We start from the raw sequence: 14,382 nt of genomic DNA, 5'->3' as shown, positions 1-14,382 counted from the left end.
TGATCAGGCGAGCGCGATAACGATGGTGAGCAACACGATGAACAGCGCGATCCACGCGACGACCACAATGGGTGAAATACCTTGGGACGGTGCACTACTCGCCGGCGGCGGTACGGCGAACCCGGCGAAGTGCACGGCGCGAGTTTGCTCGGTCCAGGGTTCGCGCAGCGCGAAGTCGGTCCGCCGATACACCCGGCCGTCCGGCCGCACCACCGACTGCCAGGCCAACGCAAGCGCCCGCAGGTCGGCGGAGGTCAGATCCGGGTGCGGGGTGGTCAGCAGCCGGTCGACCTTCTGGAAATCCCCGCTGGGCAGCAACTGGGCATACTGCCGATAGTCGAGCTGATTCGCGGCCAGATCCTCGGCGAGGCAACGAATCATCAGCAGCGCGAATTTGAACAGATCGGTGGTCGCGGTGAACTGCTGCACCGGATACGGCGGCCGCCACGGCAGCGGATCAAGTCGCGGGGTCGCGCCGCGACCGCCGATGAGGAAGGAATCGCAGTCCAGGAAGTAGTTGTGCGCCGAAACGACACCGTCGACCGGGCGGGCGTCGGTGGTCAGAATGTTGTTGGGCTGTAGATCCCCGACCACGATGTCGTTGTCGTGCAGGAACTGCAGATCCACCAGCAACTGCCCGAGCCGTGCGATCTTGTGCGGGAAGTCGAAATAGGTGTGCCGACGCTTCTGCGCATCCGACACCCGCACCGCGACCCGGGTGAAGGCGCGCGGCTGTGGCCCGCTGTGCGATTCGAAGAAGAATTCGCGCGGTGCCAGCGGCATGAGAATGCCTACCATCGTTCGGTCTTCGACGACCACGGCATGCGGCCACGCACACAGCTCCAGCATCCGCTTCCGGTCGTCCTGATCCAGCCGGTGCGGCCAGCCGACCAACTCGCGCAGCACCTCCGGCTGCAGTTGGCGCACCGTATCCCGGTCGTAGCGCTTGAAGGCGACCGACACCTCATCCGGTGTCGTACACCGCCACACTTGCGCGGAACCGCCCTCACCCAATGGGAAGTCGCCCACGATGCGCAGTTCGTCCACGCGGTACTCGGTACGACCGGCTGCCGACCATCCCGGCATTGTCATTGCCCCCACCTACCGTCTTTCCCGGGCGGGCCCGCGCCCGCGTGTCGGCCAGGCCGCGACGATGGTGCGGTCATCGTGCAGGCCGGGCAGGTCGAAGCCGACGAGCTGACCGAAAACGTGCTCGGCGGGCCGCGGCCCGGCGACCTGCGGCAGCAGTGTGGCGAATTGTTCTGGCACCAGCCGGATCGCATCCGCCATACCGTCACTGGCCAGCACCACCATCAGATTCGACGGCACGAACGTGAATCCGGCGATCACGCGATCGACATCTCGGGGCAGCGACGGCGTGGCATTGCTGATCATTCCGCGCTTGGTCGCGTGCTGGGTAAGCCATTTGGTGGCACCGGAATTCAGATCCACCAGCAGCAGATCGCAATCGCCGACGGTCGCCCAGGCCAGCGGATAGCCGTCCGCCGATACCGGGCCGAGTGCGGCGAAGGCCAAGGTGCAGGCCGGGATCGAGGTGCGCTTGTTGTCGCCTGCGCCGTGCGGGCTGCGGTAATCGAGCTCGGCGGCCAGCACGTCGACCGATCCCGCGTCGAGTTGGGCGGCGACCTTCGCGGTGATCTCGGCGGCGAGCGGCTCCCAGGTGGACGGATAGCCGATGCGATCGAGCGCACTCGCGTATCGGTGCAGCAGCGTCAGGCAGGTGCGGGTCGCGCGCTGGGCGGCGGCATGGGAATTGGCGGCCGAACCGAGCCCGTCGGCGACCGCGAGGTAGACCCAGCCGCGATCCGGATCACCGCCGATGGCGTAGGCGTCCTCGCGGGTGGTGCCGTCCTTCGCGTGCGAAAGTCCCACCTGCGTGGCGGCATACACGTCGTAGCGGCCGCTGCGGCCGCGATCGACCGTGAGTCCGCTCACGCCCGAGGTGGTCAGGGCGGGCAGTTCCACCGGACGGGCGGATTCGGTGTGCTCGACATGCTCTCGGCGCATGGTCTCCTCGCCGCGTTCGGGGGCGGGGACGTCAGCTCGGGGGCGCACCAGCAGGACCGCCGCGCCGGTGGCCGTCGCGGCAAGGAAACAAATGAGGGCCGCTGGCAGCCATGAGCCGAACCCCTTGTGTGCGGGTGGAACGATCGAAACCATCAGCAGATCACCCGCAGTACCGGCGGGGAGGACGCTGACTTCGTTACCGTCGACATCCCGCACCGTCTGCCGCCCCGACGGCGGCTTGTCCCTCTTCGGGAGCTTGATGGGAGCACCCGAGATCAAATCACAGGTGTCGCCCGCCTTGTTGACCAGTTGCGCCCTCACCGGCGAATCCAACACGGCAACAGCGGGTTTCGGCTCAGGAGCCGCCGGTGGGCAGCCGGAGACACCGGCGTCGACCAGATTGACGGCCGCGGCCGTTGTCCAGCTGTCGGGCTCGTTGTCACCCAGCACTTGCACAATGATCGACAGCAGCGCACCCAGCAGTGCGATCCCGGCCACCAACAGAATAGGTCGGCGGCGAAACGTATCCAGCGTCATGGCTATTCAGTCCAGTTCCCGCATACCGAGGGGGGTGCGGAACAGAAACCTGCCCTGCCCGACACTGCTGCTGATCGAGAACTTGATGCTGTTGATGATGGCGCGCAACAGATCTCCCGGCGCCACACTGCCCTGGGCGACACAGGCGACGCCGACCGGATTGCGGGAGCGCAACTGCCGTACCGTGTCCTCGCGCACGTCACCGATGCCCAGGGCCACCACCACCGGGCGGAACGGGTGGCTGGGCGCCTCCAGTCCGGCGCGTACCGGCACCCAGACCTCGTCGGGCTGGAATTTGCCGCGCACCTGGGGATTTCCGTCGGTGAGGAAGAAGATCACCGGCGTGTAGGTGTCCAGTCGGGCGCTGGCGAAGCGCTTGTGGTCGGAGCGCAATTGCCGGTCCAGATAGCGGAATACGTCCGCGTAGTCGGTCGCGCCCTGGCGTGGCAGCGCCGGAATGGACGGATCGATGCGCAGCGGAGTCAGCGGCAACACCGCGACGGCGGAATCACCGAAAGCAACGACCGAAAGATGCGCGGTGTCATAGGTGGTCGGATCTTCCTCGAGCACATTGAGCATATCCGGCAGCGCCTGCTCCACCGTCTCCAGTGGCGTGATCTTCTGGTTGGTCCACGCGGGATCCCACATCGACCGGGAGACATCGCAGACGACATAGAACGGGAACACCCGGCTGGAGCTCACTCCGGCCTGGGTGAGTTGGAAACGAGTATCCTCACGCATTCCTGGCTCCGATTAGTTGGAAATTTCTGCGCGGCAATACACTCCGCGAGCGGTGGCCTGTTGGTCGGCGACGACCTTGCCGTCGACGGTGATCTTGCAGTGGGCCGCACCGGCAGGATCGGGTGTGCCCTCGACGAAGACGACGAATCCACCGGTCCGGTTGCTGACCAGGGTGTGCGAATAGGGCAGTGTCGTGGCGCCCGCACCGAGATAGCTGCTCGCGCCGTCACTCCAGCTCAGATCGCGGACCTTGCCGTTGCCGGTCACGTCGAAGACGACGGTGTGCTTCTTGGTCTTGTCCGACGTTCCGGTGGGACCGGTCGGGCCCGTGGGTCCGATGGAACCGGAATTGTTGTTTCCGTTCGAATCACCGTTCCCGCCAGAGGATCCGGCGCCTTTGCCGGTGGGCTGATCCTGATTCGAGGACTGATCCACCTGCGGTAGGTGAATATCGAGATTCGACCTGCCGACCGCGAAGAAAACCGCGGCCGCCGCGACCACCGCGAGAACGGCGGTGAGTAGGTACTTCACTGGGTTCACTTTCCTGCTCGCCAAGCCCGGTGGACGGGACCTGGAATCAGCGTCCGGCAAATCCGGTGCGGAAACATCCCCGCTGTATCACTGAGTGACACGTTCATCGAAATCGGCTGTGCATGCATTGATTACGGTCGCCTCGGGGTGCGACGCTTTAGGGTTGGTCAGGGGTGCGTTGGGGGTCGGTACCGAACACGGGTCGGTACGTTTCGGGCCCCCTCAGATTCGCGGCACCGACCAACGAATAACCAACGGCCGTCCAACGAGATGTCGGTTTGACACCCGTGGCGATGCGGTCGCACACTCATCGCGACCGCGCATTTCTCGCGCGGCCGGTTCCCACTTCCCGAGAAGGTCGACATGATGTGTCGCCGCTGTGCTCCGGTCGCCTCGGCGGTGCGATATGCCCGATGACAAAACCGTGGTCGGACGCGCCGTCGCGATAATCGAGGCGGTCGCCGATTCCCGGGATCCGGTCACGCTGGCCACCTTGACCAAGCGCACCGGCATTCCGAAGCCCACCGTCCGCCGCATCGCCAACGATCTGGCCCGGCGCGGCATGCTCGAACTGACCCCGGACGGCTACCGCGCGGGCACGCTGCTGATCTACCACGGTCTGCGCGCGGCCCAGCAGCACGGTTTCGTGCTCACCGCACAGCCCTACATCCAGGACCTGTATCTGCGCACACGCGGCGAAATCGTCTGGTGCGCAAGCCTGTACGGCGGGGAGCTGACCCTCAACGGTTCGGCGTTCGGCCGCAACTACGCCGCGGTGATGAAGCGGCAGAACTGGCCGAGCCTGGCCTCGTTCGGGCCCAGTATGGTCCTCACCGCCGCGGGACGACTGCAGATCGCCGCACACGACGAACAGGCCGAACAAATCTTCGCCATGGGCTGGGCACCGCTGACCCGTTATTCGATCACCGATGCGCGCAAACTACGGGCATTGCTCGACGAGGCCCGCGATACCGGATTCGTGCACGAGCGCGAGCAAACCCTGGTCGGATGGAGCTGTGTGGCATCGGCCGTGCGCGACGGCTCGGGTGCGTTCATCGGTGCGATCGGCATCACCGGCCGCAGTGCCGTTATCGAACAGCGCAGTCTGCACACCGGTTTGATGCGCTCGGTGGAGTCGCTGCAGCACGAACTGCGCGAAGACAGCTCGGCCGGCCTGCCGCTCGGCAAACCCGTGAAGTCCTTCGGGGAGATCTTCACCCAGTACCCGCGCTGGACGCCCAACCTCGCACCGCTGCTCGATGTGACCTCGGATTGACTTCGGATTTCGATGCCCCCGAGGCGATGGGCGGCAAACCCGAATTCCCTCCCGTACTATCGCGATCGGGAACACCGGCCGGGTAGATGAAGGGGGACGGTGTTGGAGATTCGCCTACCGGCGACCATGCGCAACGGGGGTGCGTGGTTACGGCGCTTCGCCGGGACGACTCCGGGTGCCATCGGCGCGGTCGCCGTCGTCACCGTGGTGTTGTGTCTGCTCGCCGGGTTGACCTCGGCCGATCAATTGAGCGGCAAGATCGCTCGGCGCGATGCCGTGCTGGAGCACACCGAACCGCTGGCCTACGCCGCCCAGACCCTGTACGTCGCACTGTCGGCCGCAGACGCGTCCGCGGCCACGGCCTTCCTGTCCGGCGGCATCGAATCACCGGAGGTGCGCGGGCAGTATCAGCAGGCGCTCGCCGAAGCGGCTTCCGCACTCGCGGAGGCGACCGCCGGGGCCGCCGATCAGCAGACCAGGAATATCGTCGCCAAGATCGCCGCCGATCTGCCCGCGTACACCGGCCTGGTCGAAACCGCGCGGGCGAACAACCGGCAGGGCTTCCCCGTCGGTTCGTCGTATCTGCGCGAGGCCTCACTGCTGATGCAGAATTCCTTGCTGCCCAACGCCGAAACGCTGAGCAAGGACCGCATGGCCGCGGTGCGCCAGGATCAGCACGATATCGGCGCGCTGCCGTGGACGACCATCGTGCTGCTGATGCTGGTGCTCATCGGTTGTGGCGGTGGCACTTTCGTCCTGCTGCGTCGCACCAATCGCCGGATGAACCTCGGTCTCGCGGTCGCCGCGGGCGCGACCGCGCTCGCGCTGTTCTGGGTGGTCGCCGCGACGATCATCGCCGCGGCCGCACTCGATACCGGCAGATCCGGCGCGACCAGTCGCTTCGAGACCCTCACCCAGGCCAGGATCCTGGCCCAGCAAGCGCGCACCGACGAAACCCTGGAGTTGATCACCCGCGGCGATATCACCACGAGCGAAACCGATTACCGCAAGCACACCACCGAACTTGCGGATCGGTTGGCAACGGCAACCGGACCCGATTCGGCGGCCTCGCGGGGCGTGCTCGGCTGGACCGCCGGACATGCCAAACAGCGTGAGACCTACGAGGCGGCGAACTATCCTGCGGCCGTGACGCAGGCCATCGGCACCGGGCCGGACACCTCGGCGACGTTGTTCGCCCATCTCGATCAGCTGTTGCGCGACAACCTCATCCAGGAACGCGGTGCGTTGCGCGACGGGGTCGACTCGGCGGGTGCGACATTGACGCTCAGCCCCGCGGGGACACTGGTGTTGCTTTTCGGCGCCGCGGCCTCGACCGTCACCGGCCTGTGGCCACGGCTGAAGGAGTTCCTGTGAGACAGCGAAACCCCCTGCGGCAGTATCGCTTCGGATGGATGGCGCTGATCGCGGTGAGCGCGCTGGTGACCGCATGCGGTTCCGGCATCCATGCCCCCGCCTCCACGAATGTGGCCGCGGTCAACCCAAAGCCCGATCTCGTCGAGATCACCACGCCACCGCAGACCGAATCCGGCAGCAATTGCGATCCGGAGGCCACCCTGCGTCCCGGGCCGTTGCCGAGTCCCGGTGCGATGCCATCGGGTTCGGCCATGGCGGCCATTGTCGCCAATGGCAAACTGCGGGTCGGGGTGGATCAGAACACCTACCTGTTCGGCTTCCGCAATCCCAGCACCGGACAGCTCGAGGGTTTCGACATCGATATCGCGCGCGAAATCGCCCGATCCCTCTTCGGTGATCCGGACCGGATCGAATTGCGTTCGGTCACCGCTGCCGAGCGGATACCCGCCCTGCAGAACAAACAGGTCGACGTGATCGTGCGCACCTTCTCGGCGACCTGTGAGCGGCGCCGCGATGTCGATTTCTCGGGCGTGTATTACCGTGCGACCCAACGCCTTCTGGCCACCCGCAACTCCGGCATTCGGACGGGCGCGGATCTGGGCGGTAAGCGGGTGTGCGTCACCCGGGGCACCACCTCACCGGGCCCGCTGTTCAGCCTGCCCAAGCGGCCCGTCGTCTTGGGCGCGTCGAACTGGACCGACTGTCTGGCCGCGCTGCAACAGGGGCACGTGGACGCGATCAGCGGTGACGACCCGATCCTGGTCGGTCTGGTGGCCCAGGACCGGAATCTGGAGATCGTCGGCGAGGTGATCGGCACCGGGGCGTACGCGGTCGGCATCGCGCAGGGGCATCCGGATCTGGTCCGCTTCGTCAACGGCGTGCTGGAACGCATCCGCAGCGACGGCACCTGGCAGCAGCTCTACAACGCCAGACTCAGCGCCCTCGGCCCCTCGCCCGGTCCACCAGACCTCCGCTACAAAGAGTGAAACCATGCAGCTACTCACTCTCGCCGAAATCGACGCCGAATTGACCACCCGCACAATCGAATTCGATGCCATCACCGCCACCCTGCTGGAACTGGACAAACATCCGGGCCACACGCTGCTGCAGCGGTATCCGCCGACCGGAGTGACCGAACAGCGCTGGCTGCCGGTCCGCGCCGCACTCGCCCTGATGTGGGAGGACTACAGCCGTCTGCAGATCATCCTGGAATCGGCGCGCAAGGTGCGCGGCACTCGGGCTCGCCTCGACGACGCTGAGCGCGCCGAACTCACCCGGCTGCTGCGTGGGCGTCCCTACGAGGCCGCGCGCACGCCGATACCGATGGCGCAACGTTCGCTCACCGGACCCGCCGAAGAGGTTCTGTTCGTCGGACTCGCCGATACCGTTGATCGCATGCGGGCCACCTTCCCGGAAATCGCCGAATTCCTCGACGCGATCGACGCGGTGAACACGAGGGTGATGTCGGGCCTTGCGCCACTGCAGGACACCCTGGACAAAGCAGCTGCGGCCGGGGGCGAGACAACACAGTTGCGCGCGATCGGCGACGGCATCGCCGCATTGCTGAGCCGGTCGGCGACCGATCCGCTCGCGTTGACGGTGCCGGCGATCGATGCGCGCATCGCGGAGTTGTCGGGGGAGTTGCGGCAGGTGGCCACCATCCTCGCCGAACTCGATGCGGTCGCTGCGGATTGGGCCGAGGCGGTCGCCGAAACGCGCAGGCGCTTGGCGCTGCTGCGAGCCACCCGAGCCCGCGCGGCGCAGGCACGGACGCAAGTCGAGGCGAAGATCCTGGCCGGCCCGCTGCCGGTGTACCAGGACAACACAGCCGCGCTCGAGGCCGAACTCGATACGTTATCCGCGAAATCGGGTACGGCAGCGGAGTTGGTCCGGTTGCGCACGCGGATCGCGGACGCGACCGCGGGAGCGGCCACCGTGGAGGAATTGGCTCAGGGCCTGCTCGATCGGCGTGGCGAATTGCGTGGACGACTGGCTGCCTATCAGGCGAAGGCGGCTCGTCTCGGCGTCAGCGAGGACCGAGATGTCCTGGCGTCCAACCAGATCGCGGCAGGTCTGCTCGCGCGGCGACCGTGCGATCTGGCGGCGGTCACCCGGGCGGTCGCCGACTTCCAGCAGATCATCGGGGAGAAATCGGGGCGGGGCAGATGACCTGTAATGAGCCGGGATGCAACGGCACGATCGAAGACGGATACTGCGTGGTGTGCGGCACCGCACCCGCCGAGGCGACCACGGTCGCCGCGGAAATGCCCATCCCGCATGGGGTTTCGACTGAGCATCGCGCCTGCACCGAACCCGGCTGCACCGGAACCATTGTCGGTGGATATTGCGACGCATGCGGTGCGGCTCCGGCTGAATCGCAGCAGGCTACCTGTGCCGAGCCGGGCTGTGGCGGAACAATCGTCGACGGCTACTGCGATGCTTGCGGCACAGCTCCGGCCGGAAACTACGGAACTTCCGCACTGTCGGCGCGCTCCGGAAGCACCCGCGCCTCGGGACGTTCGGTTCGCACCGGCCGATCCTCGTCGAAATCCAGCGCCCGCGGCCGCCTCGGCGCGGGCATGGTGGAAGTGCCGCGGATGCCACGCATCGACCCGGCCACCGCGGTCCTGGCCGATCCACAGGTCGCCGAGGGAAAGCGGTTCTGCGGCAAATGTGAACGACCGGTCGGCCGCGGCCATGACGGTACGCCCGGCCGCACCGAGGGCTTCTGCCCCAACTGCGGCACCCGGTTCTCGTTCACGCCGAAGCTGAACAAGGGCGATCTGGTCGGCGGACAGTACGACGTGGTCGGCTGTTTGGCGCACGGCGGGCTCGGCTGGATCTATCTGGCCACCGACCGCAATGTCGCGAACCGCTGGGTGGTGCTGAAAGGCCTGCTCAATTCCGGGGATCTGGACGCGATGGCCGCAGCGGTCGCCGAAAAGCGATTCCTCGCCGAAGTCGAACATCCCAGCATCGTCAAGATCTACAACTTCGTCGAGCACCGCGGCGCCGACGGTGTCGCGGTCGGCTACATCGTCATGGAGTACGTCGGCGGGACGTCGCTCAAACAGATCCTGCGCGCCCGCCGCGATGCCGGCGGCAGCTATCTGCCGCCGCCGCAGGCCATCGCCTACATTCTGGAGATGCTGCCCGCGCTCGGCTATCTGCATTCGCTCGGCCTGGCCTACTGCGATTTCAAGCCGGACAATGTGATGCAGACCGATGAGCAGCTCAAGCTCATCGACATGGGCGCGGTGATCGCGATGGACGATCAGGACAGCCCCATCTACGGCACCATCGGCTATCAGGCGCCCGAAATCTCCGAAACCGGACCGACCGTCGCCACCGAGGTCTACACCGTCGGCCGCACCCTGGCCGTGTTGCTGATGAATGTGCCGCAGGAGGGTGGACACTTCGGCGCGCTGCCCGATCCGGATGCCGAACCGCTACTGGCGAAATACGATTCGCTGCACCGATTCATCCTGCGCGCCACCGACGCGGATCCGGAGGCACGCTTCTCCTCGATGGAGGAGATGGCCGATCAGCTGACCGGCGTGCTGCGCGAGGTGCTGAGCATCGATGACGGTGTGCCACGTCCCGGAATGTCGGGCTACTTCGGGCCGGCGCGTGGCGTATTCGGCATTCAGGAAGCACCGACGCCGACGAGTATCGTTGCGGCACTACCGGTTCCGCTGGTCGATCCGAATGACAGCGGTGCCGCTCTGCTCGCCACCACCGGCGGAACTTCACCCGCCGAACTGGAACCGGCCTTCGAGGCGGGACTGCGCTCGGTGCTCACGACCCGCGGTGCGTCCGTGGAGATTCCATTGCGGCTGGTGCGCGCCGCGTTGGAGGTCGGCGATCCGGCCGACGCGCTGCGCCGACTCGACGCACTCGCCGACACCCTGCCCGGTGACTGGCGGCTGGCCTGGTATCGCGGTCAAGCCGAGCTTCTCGCGGGCAATACGAATTCGGCATATGCCGAATTCGATGCCGTGTACGCCGCATTGCCCGGTGAGGCCGCACCGAAGGTCGCACAGGCGGCTGTCGCCGAACTCGCGGGCGCGCAGTCGGATCGGCAACAGGCCGCGCGCTACTACGACTCGGTCTGGCGCACCGACCACGGCTTCGTCAGCGCCGCCTTCGGACTGGCCCGGCTGCGCAATGCCGACGGCGATCGCGACGGCGCGGTGGCCGTACTCGATCAGGTGGACTCGGCCTCGGCGCTCTACACCGAGGCGCGGCTGACGGCCGTGGAGACCATGCTGGCCGACCGTAAAATCGACGAACTGTCGGAACCACTGCTGCGCGATGCGGCCGGACGGGTCGAAGCATTGCGGATCGAATCGAAAAGCCGTGGCGCACAGGTGCGGATGCGCGTGCTGGATGCCGCATTGAACTGGCTGCGCGCGGGTAAAGCACCGACGACACATGGGGCGCTGCTCGGCGCCAACCTCGATCAGGACGGAGTACGAACCGGTTTGGAGCGCTGCTATCGCGACCTCGCCCGCGAAACCGAAGATATGTGGGCCCGATTCGAGCTGGTGGATCGTGCCAATGCGATCCGGCCGAGGACGAACCTATGACCGGACCTGATACCACGGTGCAGCCGCGGTGCCCGGAATGCTCGGCGCGGGTCGGGGTGGCCGACCGGTTCTGTGAGGCCTGCGGCCGCGAACTCGGCGCGCGCAGAATCGCGCTGCCGCGGCCGGATCCGGATGCGGCACCGACGTGTGAGGGCTGTGGCGGCACCCGCTACGACGCCGACGGTTACTGCGGCGGCTGCGGTCAATTGCGGCCGCAGCCGGATCGATTCGAGGCCGATCTCGGCGCGGTCTATGTCATGACCGATCGCGGTATCGCGCACGCGCGCAACGAGGATGCGGTCGCTGCCGCGGTACTGGAAGACGGGGCCAAGCGCCCGGTCGTCACGGTGATCGCGGTCAGCGACGGCGTTTCCACCTCCGACGATCCGCAGGCGGCCTCGGGAGCGGCGGCGCGTGCGGGCGTCGATGCCTGCCTCACCGCATTGGCCGAAGCCCGCTCGGGCACGGCCGTGGTCATGGCCGGTCTGACGGCCGCGTCGCAGGCCGTGCGCGATATCGCGACGCACGAGGGTCACGCTCCCTCGTGCACCTACGTTTCGGCCATCGTGCGCGGATACGGCGGCGACGGCGTGGAGATCACCGTCGCGAATGTCGGTGACAGCCGGGCATATTGGTTGCAGGGCGTCGGCATCGAGCCGATCGCCGGCGGGAATCTTCCGTCGACGCGGCTGACCGTGGACGACTCGTGGGCGCAGGCGCTCGTCGATGCCGGCGCCATGGACGAGCAGTCCGCGATGCAGGATCCGCGGGCGCATACCTTGCTGCGCTGGCTCGGTGCCGACAGCGAGGACAAAGCGTGGTCGGACCGCTGTGTGAAGACCTTTCACACGACGGGTCCCGGGGTGCTGTTGCTGTGCAGCGACGGACTCTGGAACTACGTGTCGGATCCGGCGGCGCTGGCGCGGATGGTCAGCGGGTTACCGCGCGAGGACGCGGCGCGGGCACTTGTCGAATTTGCACTACGGTCCGGGGGGAGCGACAACATCACCGTCGCGCTGGTGCCGATCGGGCCATCGGTCGATGCAGGAGTAGCGCAGTGAGTTCCATTGCGAATAACGGTATTTCGGTAGCGATAGATCAGAACGAATACCTGGCCGAGGGCGCGGACACGGTCGACGCGGTGGTGACCGTGGAGACCGGCGCGGATTTCGTGGCGGCTGGACCGGAGCCGGAGCGACTGGAGGTGTTGATCATCGACTGCTCCGGATCGATGGCCACGGGTAAGAAGTTCGAGGGGGCGCGCCGAGCCACCCTTGCCGCACTCGATGTATTGAAGGACGGCACCCGGTTCGCGATCATCGAGGGCACATCGATGGCGCGGCTGACATATCCGAGCGATAAACCATCGGTGCCCGTCAACCGCGATACCAGGGCCGCGGCCCGGCGTGCGCTGGACAAGTTGCGTCCCAACGGCGGCACCGCAATGGGAACCTGGCTCGGGCTCACCCGGCAACTGGCCAAGAAACATCCGGATGCCATGGTGCACGCCATTCTGCTCACCGACGGCAAGAACGAACACGAGGAACCCGCGGAGTTGGCCGCCGAGATCGAACAGTCCGAGGGGATCTTCACCTGCGACTGCCGCGGGGTCGGAACCGACTGGCAGGTGGACGAATTGCGCACCATCGCCTCGGCGCTGCACGGCACGGTGGATATCGTCGCGGATCCGGCGAATCTGGCCGCGGACTTCGCCGCCATGACGCAGACGTCGATGGCCAAGGCGATTCCGGAACTGACCCTGCGGGTGTGGACACCGGCGGGCGCCACCGTTCAGTTCGTCAAGCAGGTCGCGCCGAGCATCGCGGACCTCACGACGCGACGCACCGATGCCGGACCACAGTTGGGGGAGTACCCGCTCGGTGCCTGGGGCGCGGAGGACCGCGACTATCACGTGCAGGTGCGGGTCGAGCCCGCCGCACCGGGAAGGGAGAAGCTCGCGGCCCGTATCAGTGTGGTCGCAGGCGACGAGGTGGTCGGGCAGGGATTGGTGCGCGCGGTGTGGACCACCGAGACCGAGCTCTCGGCCCGGATCAGCAGGCGGGTTGCGCATTACACCGGACAGGCCGAACTCGCCCAGGTCGTGCAGGAGGGGTTGAGCGCGCGTAAAAACGGTGATGTGGAGACCGCGACGGCGAAACTGCGGCGTGCGGTCGAGCTCGCCGCCGAATCCGGGAACGAGGGCACCGCGAAGCTGTTGCGCGGTGTGGTCGAGGTGGACGAGCGCAATGGCACGGTGCGGTTGCGCGCCAGGGTCGAGGCCGCGGACGAGATGGCTTTGGACGCACGCTCGACCAAGACGGCGCGGGTACGCAAGGAGGGGTGATGGCGATTGCCACCTGTCCGGACGGGCATCAGTCCGTCGCGACGGATTACTGCGATGTCTGCGGTTCACCGATCGGCGCGCCCGCACCGACGATCGCGGCCGCGCTGTGCCCGTCATGTGGGTCGCCGAGCACCGGCCGCTTCTGTGAAGTCTGCGGCGCTGATTCGGCACTGCCGACGCCGGAGCCACGTGCGGCCGCGCCGACCGAAATCGTCACCGCCACCGCGGTTTCCGCCGCCGAGGTCGCGAGCGCCGGAGCGGTGACATGGGTCGCCACGATCACCGCCGATCGTGAATTCTACGACCGCGTGCAGGCTCGCAAGGGCCCAGACGCAGATCAGGTCGAGTTCCCGGCGTTCTATCCCGAGCGCCGAATCACCCTGCGCGGCACCGACATCCTGATCGGCAAACACAGCATCTCCCAAGGCCTGCAACCCGAGATCGATCTGGGCATCGCCCCCGCCGACGCGGGGGTCTCCCGCGCCCACGCGATCCTCCGCCTCGCCGAAACCGGCATAACCATTACCGATCTGGGCTCCACCAACGGCACAAGCCTCAATGGCAGCGAAGACCTGATCCCCGGCAAGGTGCCCGTCCCGCTCCAGAGCGGTGACCGCATTCACCTCGGCGGCTGGACCACAATCATCGTGACCGCGGAAAACCTCTGAGCGAATACTGCACCCCCTCATCGCGTTGTCGTTTTCGCCCCGAATGGTCCACGCCATGCGGCAGATGCGTAGTGCACCGGTAGCCAGTCGAGTCGGTTGGCGAAAAAGAGTTGGGCAACATGATGTTCGAGCTGATAGCCTCCGGGGCACCGTGGCATCAAGCGAGGAGGTGAGACCCATGAACACTGTATCGATGTGGGGGCTCCCTCTCGTCGTCACGGTCGGGCGAACGATGTAGGTGTCGCCGGGAGCGCCTGAGTAACAAGGCAATCCCGAAAGGCGACAACCAATGAA

Annotated in this window: 12 protein-coding genes; 8 read left to right on the top strand and 4 right to left on the bottom strand. The window is 66.6% G+C overall.

Annotated features, from left to right (window positions below):
* Positions 1-3: 3 nt before the first annotated feature.
* The 4 genes from ACFYOW_RS01135 to ACFYOW_RS01120 are packed head-to-tail and all read right to left on the bottom strand — an operon-like array spanning position 4 to position 3,837.
* Positions 4-1,092, bottom strand: coding sequence for a hypothetical protein (locus ACFYOW_RS01135; RefSeq protein WP_387283264.1), 1,089 nt, complete (start codon positions 1,090-1,092; stop codon positions 4-6).
* 9 nt (positions 1,093-1,101) lie between these two features.
* The gene (locus ACFYOW_RS01130) at positions 1,102-2,565 is read right to left on the bottom strand and encodes a protein phosphatase 2C domain-containing protein (RefSeq protein ID WP_387283262.1); all 1,464 of its coding nucleotides are present in this window, start codon (positions 2,563-2,565) and stop codon (positions 1,102-1,104) included.
* A gap of 6 nt (positions 2,566-2,571) precedes the next feature.
* The gene (locus ACFYOW_RS01125) at positions 2,572-3,306 is read right to left on the bottom strand and encodes a VWA domain-containing protein (RefSeq protein WP_387283259.1); all 735 of its coding nucleotides are present in this window, start codon (positions 3,304-3,306) and stop codon (positions 2,572-2,574) included.
* Positions 3,307-3,318: 12 nt separating this feature from the next.
* Positions 3,319-3,837 (bottom strand): hypothetical protein, encoded by a 519-nt coding sequence (locus ACFYOW_RS01120; RefSeq protein ID WP_387283257.1) that lies wholly within the window; start codon positions 3,835-3,837, stop codon positions 3,319-3,321.
* A gap of 406 nt (positions 3,838-4,243) precedes the next feature.
* On the opposite strand from ACFYOW_RS01120, the gene ACFYOW_RS01115 reads away from it, so the two are divergent.
* The 8 genes from ACFYOW_RS01115 (at position 4,244) to ACFYOW_RS01080 (ending at position 14,088) form a co-directional block, all read left to right on the top strand.
* Positions 4,244-5,113, top strand: a complete 870-nt coding sequence (locus ACFYOW_RS01115; RefSeq protein WP_387283254.1) for an IclR family transcriptional regulator — start codon at positions 4,244-4,246, stop codon at positions 5,111-5,113.
* Between the two features lie 99 nt (positions 5,114-5,212).
* Positions 5,213-6,487: a hypothetical protein gene (locus tag ACFYOW_RS01110; protein ID WP_387283252.1), complete on the top strand. Its 1,275-nt coding sequence runs from the start codon at positions 5,213-5,215 to the stop codon at positions 6,485-6,487.
* Positions 6,484-7,473 (top strand): glutamate ABC transporter substrate-binding protein, encoded by a 990-nt coding sequence (locus ACFYOW_RS01105; protein WP_387283250.1) that lies wholly within the window; start codon positions 6,484-6,486, stop codon positions 7,471-7,473. The genes ACFYOW_RS01110 and ACFYOW_RS01105 overlap by 4 nt, the downstream gene beginning before the upstream one ends.
* A 4-nt stretch (positions 7,474-7,477) precedes the next feature.
* Entirely contained in the window at positions 7,478-8,656 is a 1,179-nt protein-coding gene (locus ACFYOW_RS01100) for a hypothetical protein (RefSeq protein WP_387283248.1), read from the top strand.
* Positions 8,653-11,076 carry a tetratricopeptide repeat protein gene (locus ACFYOW_RS01095; RefSeq protein WP_387283246.1) on the top strand — a complete coding sequence of 808 codons (2,424 nt, stop codon included), beginning with the start codon at positions 8,653-8,655 and terminating at the stop codon, positions 11,074-11,076. The genes ACFYOW_RS01100 and ACFYOW_RS01095 overlap by 4 nt, the downstream gene beginning before the upstream one ends.
* Positions 11,073-12,137, top strand: a complete 1,065-nt coding sequence (locus ACFYOW_RS01090; RefSeq protein WP_387283244.1) for a PP2C family protein-serine/threonine phosphatase — start codon at positions 11,073-11,075, stop codon at positions 12,135-12,137. The genes ACFYOW_RS01095 and ACFYOW_RS01090 overlap by 4 nt, the downstream gene beginning before the upstream one ends.
* Positions 12,134-13,420, top strand: a complete 1,287-nt coding sequence (locus tag ACFYOW_RS01085; RefSeq protein ID WP_387283243.1) for a VWA domain-containing protein — start codon at positions 12,134-12,136, stop codon at positions 13,418-13,420. Before ACFYOW_RS01090 ends, ACFYOW_RS01085 begins: the two co-directional genes overlap by 4 nt.
* Positions 13,420-14,088, top strand: coding sequence for an FHA domain-containing protein (locus tag ACFYOW_RS01080; protein WP_387283241.1), 669 nt, complete (start codon positions 13,420-13,422; stop codon positions 14,086-14,088). The genes ACFYOW_RS01085 and ACFYOW_RS01080 overlap by 1 nt, the downstream gene beginning before the upstream one ends.
* The last annotated feature ends 294 nt before the right edge of the window (positions 14,089-14,382 follow it).

This window comes from Nocardia sp. NPDC006982 (assembly GCF_042869435.1).
GTDB lineage: Bacteria > Actinomycetota > Actinomycetes > Mycobacteriales > Mycobacteriaceae > Nocardia.
This window is presented reverse-complemented; position numbering and strand designations above follow the sequence as displayed.